The organism is Fibrobacter sp. (assembly GCA_024399065.1).
In the GTDB taxonomy this organism is placed as follows: Bacteria; Fibrobacterota; Fibrobacteria; order Fibrobacterales; family Fibrobacteraceae; genus Fibrobacter.
This window is the reverse complement of the sequence record JAKSIB010000063.1, coordinates 1-10342: the sequence shown is the minus strand read 5'-3', so window position 1 is coordinate 10342 and position 10342 is coordinate 1. Positions and strand designations below refer to the sequence as shown.

At 45.8% G+C, this 10342-nt stretch carries 9 protein-coding genes; all 9 read left to right on the top strand.

Annotated elements, in window-relative coordinates:
• On the top strand, positions 1 to 734 hold a 734-nt coding region (locus tag MJZ25_15990), incomplete at its 5' end, for a ferrous iron transport protein B (GenBank protein MCQ2125675.1).
• 197 nt (positions 735 to 931) lie between these two features.
• Positions 932 to 2062, top strand: a complete 1131-nt coding sequence (locus tag MJZ25_15985; GenBank protein MCQ2125674.1) for a hypothetical protein — start codon at positions 932 to 934, stop codon at positions 2060 to 2062.
• Between the two features lie 143 nt (positions 2063 to 2205).
• Positions 2206 to 2766 (top strand): DUF3793 family protein, encoded by a 561-nt coding sequence (locus tag MJZ25_15980; protein MCQ2125673.1) that lies wholly within the window; start codon positions 2206 to 2208, stop codon positions 2764 to 2766.
• Positions 2767 to 2798: 32 nt separating this feature from the next.
• Positions 2799 to 3227: a flavodoxin gene (locus tag MJZ25_15975; protein ID MCQ2125672.1), complete on the top strand. Its 429-nt coding sequence runs from the start codon at positions 2799 to 2801 to the stop codon at positions 3225 to 3227.
• Between the two features lie 204 nt (positions 3228 to 3431).
• Positions 3432 to 3659 carry a DUF1490 domain-containing protein gene (locus tag MJZ25_15970; GenBank protein ID MCQ2125671.1) on the top strand — a complete coding sequence of 76 codons (228 nt, stop codon included), beginning with the start codon at positions 3432 to 3434 and terminating at the stop codon, positions 3657 to 3659.
• Positions 3660 to 3678: 19 nt separating this feature from the next.
• The gene (locus tag MJZ25_15965; protein MCQ2125670.1) at positions 3679 to 5778 is read left to right on the top strand and encodes a heavy metal translocating P-type ATPase; all 2100 of its coding nucleotides are present in this window, start codon (positions 3679 to 3681) and stop codon (positions 5776 to 5778) included.
• Positions 5779 to 5856: 78 nt separating this feature from the next.
• Positions 5857 to 8226 (top strand): MMPL family transporter, encoded by a 2370-nt coding sequence (locus MJZ25_15960; GenBank protein MCQ2125669.1) that lies wholly within the window; start codon positions 5857 to 5859, stop codon positions 8224 to 8226.
• A 15-nt stretch (positions 8227 to 8241) separates the two neighbouring features.
• Positions 8242 to 9015 carry an outer membrane lipoprotein-sorting protein gene (locus MJZ25_15955; GenBank protein MCQ2125668.1) on the top strand — a complete coding sequence of 258 codons (774 nt, stop codon included), beginning with the start codon at positions 8242 to 8244 and terminating at the stop codon, positions 9013 to 9015.
• Positions 9015 to 10211, top strand: coding sequence for a hypothetical protein (locus MJZ25_15950; GenBank protein MCQ2125667.1), 1197 nt, complete (start codon positions 9015 to 9017; stop codon positions 10209 to 10211). The genes MJZ25_15955 and MJZ25_15950 overlap by 1 nt, the downstream gene beginning before the upstream one ends.
• Positions 10212 to 10342: the final 131 nt, after the last annotated feature.

Below are 10342 nucleotides of genomic sequence, written 5' to 3'. Positions count from 1 at the left end.
CTCCCGCCGAAGAAGAAAAGCCTCTCATCGCAGGTGTTGACGAATGCCCTGCAGAAGAAGAGGAAGATGGTGCTCCTGATCTCAAGGGTGCATTCTTCGAAGCTGTCTCTTCTATCCCTGCAAACCTCAGCGAAGTCTTTGGCTCTCTTACGGACATCCTGGGAACCTCTGGCGAACTTGAAGCCCAAAGCGCTGCAGAACTGAAGAAGGAAACCTTGGATAAAATTCAGGAAGCAAAGGTTTTGACTTGCGAGGAATACGCCGCTATCGAAACCTTCGGCGAAGAAGAAGGTGACGAAAAGACTCGTGAAGAAGTCTTTGCAAAGCTTGCTGCTGCCGGCATTGAACTTGATGAAGATGCTATGGGCGCTCTTGAAGAAGGCGACCTCAGCGAAACTGCCGATATCTACGCCAACCTTCGTTCCTACTTCCATAACGGTGGTCATGACGGATTCAACTGGCAGGTATTTGCCTTCTTGATCTTCATCTTGCTCTATGTGCCGTGTTTGGCTGCTATGGGCGTTGTGGTTCGCGAAATTGGTCTTGGTCTTGGCGTGCTTATGGCAACTGTTCAGACCATCCTCGCTTGGGCCATTGCCGTACTTCTCTACCAGATTCCTGTGGGCGGAAGCACCGGCTGGATTGTCACGGCAGTGATTGTCCTCATTGGTACTGGAATCTTCCTGAAACTCTTCGGTATGAATGCTAACAAGCAGAAGAGATTCGAAGACTAATAACCTTTTGTAACAACGTAAATCGGGGCCGTTGGAACGTGTCTCCTCCAACGGCCCTAATTTACAAATTCGTAGTTAGTCTGGTCTAATAAAGTTTACTTAAACTAAAAATAACTGCGTGGCAATCATCCTTTAGATGATGGCAATGCCCGACACAGCCTCTAAAGTTTATAACAAAAAGAAAAAAAGGAAAAACAATGAAATACAATATTGCATTCGGTTTAATGACCGCCTCCCTCCTTGCTGCAAATGCTTTTGCGGAAGAAGCCGCTTCCGCTGAATCCGCTGCAGAATCCAAGGGTCCTGAAGTCGCAATTTCTGGTGAAGTGGAATTTGACGCTTACACTGGCGACCTTATCAATGACGACAAGGTGAACCATGAATATGCAACCACCTTTGATCTGAATTTTGCGGTAAAGTTCAATGATCAGTGGTCTGCGGAAGTCCAGTTGGAAGCCGATGGCGAAACAACAGACCCTGCGGCGATCTATAACGGTGCTTTCGTTCAGTATACAAAGAGCGAAAACTTCGTGATTAAGGCTGGTGACCTGACTTTCTCCGAAGGCGCTTTCCAGAACTACTATGAATATGATGACCCGGCAGATAATGCCGCCGGTATGGCAGAACACGACATCCGAGGAGTTGAAGTTGACTATAATGGCTTTGTTTTTGGCCTTGGCTTTGGTCGCGGTGACAACGACAATCAAGTTTGCGTTGTTGAAGATGGTGAAGAATCGTGCGTAGGCGTTGCTTATGACGCGCATGTAGCCTACGAATTGGGCCTTGGTGAACAAACAATTCGCCCCTATGTGGATTACAAGTCCTATCAGGAACCTGAACATAACGAACTTCATGCCGGTATCGATGCGAATTTGAAGTTCGGCGCTGTAGGCCTCCATGCGGTCTATGGTCTCCATATGGACAACCTTGGAGAAGATGAACCGGGCGCCACTCACGCCTTCTTGGTGGAACCCTCTCTGGAAGTGGGTCCTGTGAACGTGAAGGGCTCTGTTTTCTATGCATACTTTGACGAAGATGCGCCCATTGATCATGGCGATGAAATTCCTGAATACTTCTTTGCCTATGCAGAACCTAGCTTCAGCCTTCTCGAAACACTGACCTTGGGTATTCCCGTGGAATTCCATTCCAATTCCACAGATGTAAACGAAGACAAGTCCACCTTTAACTTGGGTGTTCGCGCCTACTTTACTCCGGTGGAAGGCTTGGAAATTACTGGTTTTGCCATGGTTAATGTTGGTATCGGTGATGATTCCGATGTTGATGGTGTTGGTCTGAACCTCGGTTTGGAAACCGTATTCGCATTCTAATTGCGAGCGGATAGTTAAGTTGCCATAAAACCTCCGCCCAGCTCGAAGTTCGTTACCTCATAGAGCTGGAAGGGTTACCCGCCCCGGTGTGCGCCGTGGGCGGGAAATATTTGACCTTTTTTAAAAGTTAGCTTAATCTAATTATGGCTAGAATGTTCGATTCTTGTTTGGTGCGACAGTGCGCACCCACTCTTGCGGGTGTGAAAGTTGGAAACCTTTTCTGCTTGGAAATAGCAGATGGTGTTCTGCTGTGCGAAATTATTGCACGATGGAATCGAAGTTTGAATCCCAAGGGCGTTTTCGCACGGGTGATTGCCGAAAAAAGAGGTCGCTACTACATCTATGTCTATAGAGGTTGCGATCTGGAAAAACTTTCCCTTTCCTGTGATATTCAGAATTTTCTGAAGGGTTTCGGCTATTCGGCCTTTGATTTGGAATCTCTTTTAAGAGTGTTTCAGAATCGAATGAAAAAGTCCGTTTGTTTTCCACATGAAGTGGGAATCTTTTTGGGTTACCCCTTGGATGATGTTCGGGACTTTATCGCCTATGGTGGCCGTAATTACAAACAGATTGGCTGTTGGAAGGTCTATAACGATGTGCAAAATTCCATGCATATCTTTGAAGTATTTAAAAAATGCAAGGAAGTTCTTTGGAATCAGTTTGAACAGGGTATTTCCTTGGATCGTTTGACGGTCGCAAGTTGACAGGAATCTAAAATTAATATAAGGAACAAAAAATGAGCAAAATTGCAATTGTATACTGGTCTGGTACCGGAAACACGGAAATGATGGCTAAGGAAGTTGCTGCTGGCGTGCAGGCTGCTGGTGGCGATGCCTCTGTTTTCGCTACTTCTGATTTCTCTGCTGATGCGGCTACTGTCTTTGATAAGTTTGCCTTGGGTTGCCCTGCTATGGGTGCTGAGGAACTTGAAGATTCCGAATTTCAGCCCTTGTATGAACAGATTAAACCTGCTCTTTCTGGAAAGAAGGTAGTTCTGTTCGGATCTTACGGCTGGGGCGGTGGCGAATATATGAACGCTTGGAAAAGCGATGCAGAAGCTGCTGGCATGACTTTGGTGGATGAACCTCTTGCTGTTGAAAATGCTCCTGGTGATGCTGAAAAGTCTAAGTGCCAGGAACTGGGCAAGGTTTTGACGCTGGCATAACTTTTGAAAAGTTAAATAGGCTAACAAAGTTAGAAAAACTAACAAAGTTAGTGGCTCTAACTTAGTTATAATCTAACTAACTTAGTTCGCTGAATCCTAAGTTCTACCTGGGTATGAAGTCTGCAACTTACTTTGTATGTAAGTTGCATTTTTGTATTAAATCTCTAAATTGTAAAAATCAAAATTTCAACAAGGAGCATTCTTATGTCTATTTTTAAAAATGAAAAGTTTTGGCTTGTTGTGGCTGGTGCTGTTGGCTCTGCTGTAACCAAGAAGATTCTTAAGGCCAAGAAGACTCGCGAATTGGCTGTTACCGGCCTCGCTCATGGCATGAAGTTCACTGCTGATGCAAAGGCTGCCTTCCAGGATATGAAGGATGAAGCTAACGACATTTGCAATGATGCAAAGTCTGAAGCTGGTCTCAATAAGTAATCTGACCTAGGGATTTCTTATGAAGTTCAGAGTGGTTTACGATCGTCCGGGACGCATTCGCTTTCGTTGCGGTCCCTATGCCTTCGAGCCAAAATTTGAGGCTCGAATTCATAAGGCTTGCGTAAGCTTGCCTTGTGTGAAATCTGCCGTGGTTCACAGTGTGAATGGCGGTCTTTTGCTGGATTATAGCGAAAGTACGAATTTCGAAAACGATCGTAAACTGATTCTGGATTTTGTACGCGATTTAAATCCGAGGGAATTGCATGAAGTAGATCCGGAAACGGAATACCAGTTGCAATCTCTGGATGATGATTTCCAAAACAACCTATGCAAAATGATAGCCCGCCGCTATTTGATGCGCTGGTTTGTTCCTCTGCCTATCCGCACTGCCATTACGGTTGTTCGCGGCTTGAAATATGTGGGCAAGGGAATTTCCACACTTGCCAGCGGCAAGTTGACGGTGGATGTTTTGGATGGTGCCGCCATCGGTGCCTCCATGCTGCAAAAGAATTATGACTCCGCAGGAACGGTGATGTTCCTGCTGGGTGTTTCCGGCTTGCTGGAAGATTATACCAAGGCCCGCACCCGCGCTGCTCTTACCGGAAGTCTCGCTGTGAAAGTGGACAAGGTTTGGGTGGTGAAGGATGGCGTGGATACCCTTGTGGACCTGAAGGATGTGGTGCCTGGCGATTTGGTGCGCGTTCGCGATGGATCTATGATTCCTGTGGATGGAACCGTAACAGAAGGCGAAGCCTATGTGAACGAATCTACCATGACAGGGGAGTCTAAGGCTGTTCTTAAGAATGCCGGCAAGACGGTTTTTGCTGGGACCATTCTTGATGAAGGCTCCATTGTGGTAGAAGTTCGTGCCGTCAATGGAAATACCAAGATTCAAAAAATCATTGAATTGATTGACCACAGCGAAGATTTGAAGGCAGGCATCCAGAGCCGTGCAGAACATTTGGCTGATAGCATTGTTCCCTTCAGTTTCCTTGGCTTTGGCCTTACCCTTTTGCTGACCCAGAACATCACCAAGGCTGTTTCCATTTTGATGGTGGATTATTCCTGCGCCATTAAGCTTTCCACTCCCATTGCCGTGATTTCAGCCCTGCGAGAAGCTGCGGATCATAACATGACGGTGAAGGGCGGCAAGTATTTGGAAGAATTCGCCCTGGCGGATACCATCGTTTTTGATAAAACGGGAACTTTGACCAAGGCTGAACCGAAATTACAGAAGGTAATTTCTTTTGGCGGTCGTTCAGAAGAAGAAATTCTGAGAATCGCCGCTTGCATCGAGGAACATTTCCCTCACAGTATGGCTCGTGCCATTGTGAATGGCGCTGCAGATCGCGGTATTGACCACGCTGAAGAACATGCCGATGTGAAATACATTGTGGCTCACGGCATTGCCACTTCCCTCAATAACGAACGTGCTGTTATTGGCAGCAAGCATTTTGTCATTGAAGACGAAAATGTGGAAATGTCGGAAGAACAGCAGGCAATCATTGATTCCGAGGGTGGTGCGGCTTCTGTAATTTACCTGGGTATTGGTGGAAAGTTGGCTGGAGCCCTCTGCATTAGCGATCCCCCTCGAGAAGAGGCTGCTGTTGCCATCAAACGCCTTCGTGAAACAGGAATTCATAATGTGGTGATGATTACGGGTGATAGCCAGAAGGCTGCTGCCCGCACCGCAGAAATTCTCGGCATAGACACTTTCTTTGCCCAGGTGCTGCCCGAGGATAAGCATCGCTATGTGGAAGAAATGAAGGCTGCCGGCAAACGCGTCATTATGGTGGGGGATGGTATTAACGATGCTCCCGCTTTGGCTGCTGCTAATGTTTCTGTTGCCATGAGCGATGCTTCCGATATTGCCCGCGAAACTGCCGATGTCACCCTTCGCAGTGAAAATCTGGAAGATTTGGCGGAACTTCGCGTTTTAAGCCAAAAATTGATGGATCGAATTCAGACTAACTATAGATTTATTGTGGCTTTCAATACAAGCCTCTTGGCGGGAGGTTTCTTTGGATTCCTTTCTCCCACTACATCTGCCTTCCTCCATAATGCCTCAACCATGGCCATTTGCGCTAAGAGTATGACTAAAATTAGCTCTTGCCAATAAAGTTAGTGTTTTCTAACTTTATCTCCGAATGTTTGTCTCGTCTTACTTTGTTTGACGAGACTAAAAAAGGAGAATGAAATGGTTATTTCCAATATCAATAAGGTTTTCGGTAAAATAGGCCGAAAACAAGTTGCTTATAGGTGGCCGGTACTTTTGGCCATCTTCCTCTTTACTGTCGTTTCTTGCCTCGGCCTTAGCCAACTCAAGCTTTCTTCCAATGAAGAAGAATGGTTTGATGACTGGGATTCCGTAAAGCTGGATATGGACCACTTCAAGGAAGTTTTCGGTAACGACGATTCCTTCACGATGATGGTCCGTGCTGACGATGTGTTTGATCCTGAAGTTCTTCAGGCTATTGATCGTGTGGGCAAGCGCCTTGAAGCAGAAATTCCTTATGCTGACAAGGTGGTATCCTTGACTAGCCGCCTTTCTATTCCGGTGGCAAATGATGAAGGTTTTGAAATCATTGATCCTTTTGAAAAGGGTATTCCGGAAAATCTGGATTCTTTGAAAGCGAAGGTCGACTTGATTATGAGCCGCACTTCTCTGGTCAACAACATTGTTTCTGATGACCGTAAGGAATGCTGGCTGGTTCTTTCTTACTTGCCTTTTGATGGTGGTATTGACTTTGCTGTAAATAACATCACCCCGAAAATTCGTGACGTAATTTTTGCCGATGAATTTAAAAGCGACAAGTACAAGTTTCTGCCTGCGGGTATGAGCTATACCGAAATGGAAGAAAGTGAAGTGGCCGGCAGCGAATGCGCCATTCGTGTGGGCCTTGGCTTTATCATCTCCATCCTTTGCTTGATTTTCTTTGTCCGCTCTCTTCGCGGTGTGGTGGTTCCTGCCATTTCCACGGTCTTTGCCATTGCCTCTGCTTTGGGTATTAACGGCTGGATTGGCCTTGTGGGTGATCAGAACATTATCGCCCTTCCGGTGATTTTGGGCATGGCCTTGTCTGTGGGTTACTCGGTGCATTACATCAATGCCTTCCGTCAGAAGTTCCGCGTGTCGGGAAACCGCAAGGAATCCGCAATTCAAGCTGTGGAAGAAACGGGTTGGCCCATCTTCTTTACCGTGGTCACCACTATGGCATCCCTCCTTTCCTTCTTGTTTGCTGGTATCAAGCCTATTCGTTGGACTGGTGGTATTTCTGCGGCCATTGTCTTTATGGTGTTTGTCTATGTGATGGTCTTGATTCCTATTCTCATGAGCTTTGGCAAGGATGGAAAGCCTGATCCCAGTTTCGCCCTTTCCCAGGGTGCAACCAAGATGGATTTGAATTTTGGAAAGTTGGCCTTGAAGGTTTGTACAAAGGCTGTTCCTGTGGCTATTATAGTTGGCGTTGTGATGTTGCTGCAGATTCCTGGTGCCACAAAGATTGATGTGAATATGGACTATACCAAGACCATGGGGGTAAAGATTCCCTATGTGGCAAGATTGCTGGATATGCTTGATGGCAAGTTGGGTAGCCTTTACAGTTATGAAGTCATGATTGAATTCCCGGAAGGGGATGCCTTGAAGGAACCGGCCAACATGAAGTCCATTGAACAGTTGGAAGAATCCTTGGGTGGCTTGAGCTTGACGAAGATTTCGGGGGAAAAACCTCGTGTTACTTCCATCACCCAGATGGTGAAGGAAATGAATCGTACTTTGAACGGGGACTCCTTGGAATACTACAAGATTCCTGACGAAGCCGATATGCTGACCCAGCTATTGTTCCTCTACGAAATCTCTGATGGGGAAGCTCTGTTTGACAAGATCGATGAAGATTACAAGACTGCGTACATCCATGTGGAAATGGCAAATTATGATGCCAATGAAATTGTGAAAAATCTGGATTCCATCAAGGTTGCCGCAACGAAGTTCTTGCCTAACGCCAAGGTTTCTGTGGTTGGTGAAGTGATGAATTACGCTACCATGAACGGAAGGCTTGTGAAGGGCTTGCTTCGTTCCTTCGCTGGATCTTTTGTCATGATTGCTATCCTGATGATTCTTGCCTTCGGTAGTGTTAGCGCAGGTTTGATTGGTATGCTTCCCAATATTGCTCCGGTCTGCTTGATTGGCGGTATCATGGGTTACTTCGGTATGCCTCTGGATATGATCACCATGATTGTGATGCCTATGATTTTGGGTATCGCCGTGGACGATACCATCCACATGACAAACCACATCAAGTATGAGCTGGAACGTGTTGGTAACAATGATCGTGAAAGCTACAAGATGGCCATTAAGGCTACTTTCCAGAGCATTGGTAAGACCTTGGCTATGACCACCATCATTTTGTGCGTCATGTTCTTTATCTTTGTATTCAGCCCAATGAATGCCCTCTCTAGAATCGGAATTCTTTCTATTGCAGGCTTATTTGCGGCCTTGATTGCGGACTACACTTTGACTCCCGCCCTCATCTATATTGTCCGCCCCTTTAACAAGAAGAAAAAATAAATAAGGAGAATAAAAATGAAAAAGTTTATCGCAACAACCGTATTGGCACTTTCCTCTGTACTTTTTGCTGGCGAACTGACTGGTCGTGATATTATGGTCAAGGTGTCCGACGTTCCTGAGGGAGATACCCGTTCTTCTGAAATGGATATGAAATTGATCAGCAAGAATGGCAGTGTTCGTGAACGTAAGATTACCTCCTTCGCCATGGAAGAAGGCAAGATCACAAAGCAGGTGATGTTCTTTACCTATCCGAAGGATGTGAAGGGAACAGGCTTCTTGACGGTGGATTACGATGAAGTGGGAAAGTCTGATGACCAGTGGCTTTATCTCCCTGCCATGAAGAAGACTCGCCGCATTAGCGGAAGCAGCTCCAAGACCGATTACTTCATGGGCTCTGATTTCACTTATGACGATATCGGCGAACGCAACGTGGATGAAGACAACCACAAGTACCTTCGTGACGAAAAGGTGGATGGCTTTGACTGCTATGTGGTGGAATCTACTCCCAAGAATCCTGCCGATGAAGTTTTCTCCAAGAAGATCATGTGGATTCGTAAGGATATCTTGAAGGTGGTGGCTGTAGATTACTTCGACAAGATGGGAACCTTGCAGCGCAAATTCAAGACTGGCGACATCAAGCAGATTGACGGTTTCTGGACCATCGGCAAGATGCGTATTGACAATGTTCAGTCTAATCACGCCACAGAATTGTACTTCAACAATGTGAAGTACAATATCAAGATTGATCCTAAGACCTTTACGGTGAATAAGCTGGAACGAGGCTTATAATGTTGTCAAAATTTTTGGATAGGACCTTATTCGCCCTGCTGTTGGGCGGTTTTTCCTGGGCTATGGCCCAGGAAGAATCTCCTCTTCAGTTCAGCGGATTTGTGGATAGTTACCACGCTTTACAGCGGGAATATCCTCATGATTGGATTTCTTCTCGGACGCGAGTTCGTGGGGAATTGAAGGGCTCTTACGACAATGCGTCCTTCTTTGTAAGCGCCAATGCCATCTACAATAAAATCGTTGAATCAGAAACTGGTTTCAGCTTGAATGAAGCCTACTTGGATTATGCCAACGATTGGATTGAAGTCAAGGTGGGTAAGCAGATTGTGGTCTGGGGTGTAGCTGATGAGTCTCGCGTGACAGATTTGATTTCTCCCTTGGATTATACGGAATTTATCGCCAACGATTACGACGACATTCGTATGGCGGTGAATGCGGTTGATTTGAAGATCCTTGGTGATTTCTTTAATGGAGAATTCATCTTTGTGCCGGTGGCTAGTTTCGACAAGTTGCCTACGGATCCTGCAAACCCGTGGCATGTGAGAATTCCTGAAGGGTTGAATCTGGAATTGGAAACTCCGGAAGCACGAATCAAGAACTGTGAATACGGAACTCGTTTACGATTCTTCCTGGAATATCTGGATTTCTCCTTGACGGCTCTCCATACTTTCAATAAGACTCCTGTCACTTATGTTGAAATGAATCCTGAAAAGGGACCTGTTTTGAAGGGCGTTTACGAACCAATGACTGTTCTTGGCGGTGATGTATCCATTCCTGTAGATGCCTTCGTGATTCGTATGGAAGCTGCGGAATACTTGGATGAAGCTGTTGCCAACAAGGATGGCATGGGTTATACCCATAAGAATACTTTCAACGGTGTTGTAGGGGTGGACTGGAATGCTCCTCATGAATGGACTTTGATGGCTCAGTATGCCTACAAGTACAATGGTGACCATTTGTCTTCGGCAAGCTTCCAGATTTCAAAATCCCTTTTGCAAAGTACCATGGAAGTGGCTCTTTCTGGAGAATATGATTTTAGCGAATCAGGATTCTTCGGCAGGTTTGCTGTACAATATGCTCTGAATGATCAGATTACATTGTACGGAGGCTATGACCATGTCTTTGGCGATGAAGGATTCTTCGGAATGTATAAACACAATTCCGAATTCTGGGCCAAGGGAAAATTCTTCTTCTAGGCAGCCTACTTCTGCATAACGCAGATATCGGTGCCTGCCTTAATCAGCTCTTCCCAATTATCCATAGCGACTTTAACTACGTCGGGATCGTACATGATTCCGGCGTTCTTTTTTATTTCTTCCTTGCAGAT

What these genes read in the sequence shown, in the direction of transcription:
- MJZ25_15985 (MCQ2125674.1), top strand. Translation starts at nt 932, where the DNA reads ATGAAATACAATATTGCATTCGGTTTAATGACCGCCTCCCTCCTTGCT.
- MJZ25_15960 (MCQ2125669.1), top strand. Translation starts at nt 5,857, where the DNA reads ATGGTTATTTCCAATATCAATAAGGTTTTCGGTAAAATAGGCCGAAAA.
- MJZ25_15965 (MCQ2125670.1), top strand. Translation starts at nt 3,679, where the DNA reads ATGAAGTTCAGAGTGGTTTACGATCGTCCGGGACGCATTCGCTTTCGT.
- MJZ25_15975 (MCQ2125672.1), top strand. Translation starts at nt 2,799, where the DNA reads ATGAGCAAAATTGCAATTGTATACTGGTCTGGTACCGGAAACACGGAA.
- MJZ25_15980 (MCQ2125673.1), top strand. Translation starts at nt 2,206, where the DNA reads ATGGCTAGAATGTTCGATTCTTGTTTGGTGCGACAGTGCGCACCCACT.
- MJZ25_15950 (MCQ2125667.1), top strand. Translation starts at nt 9,015, where the DNA reads ATGTTGTCAAAATTTTTGGATAGGACCTTATTCGCCCTGCTGTTGGGC.
- MJZ25_15970 (MCQ2125671.1), top strand. Translation starts at nt 3,432, where the DNA reads ATGTCTATTTTTAAAAATGAAAAGTTTTGGCTTGTTGTGGCTGGTGCT.
- MJZ25_15955 (MCQ2125668.1), top strand. Translation starts at nt 8,242, where the DNA reads ATGAAAAAGTTTATCGCAACAACCGTATTGGCACTTTCCTCTGTACTT.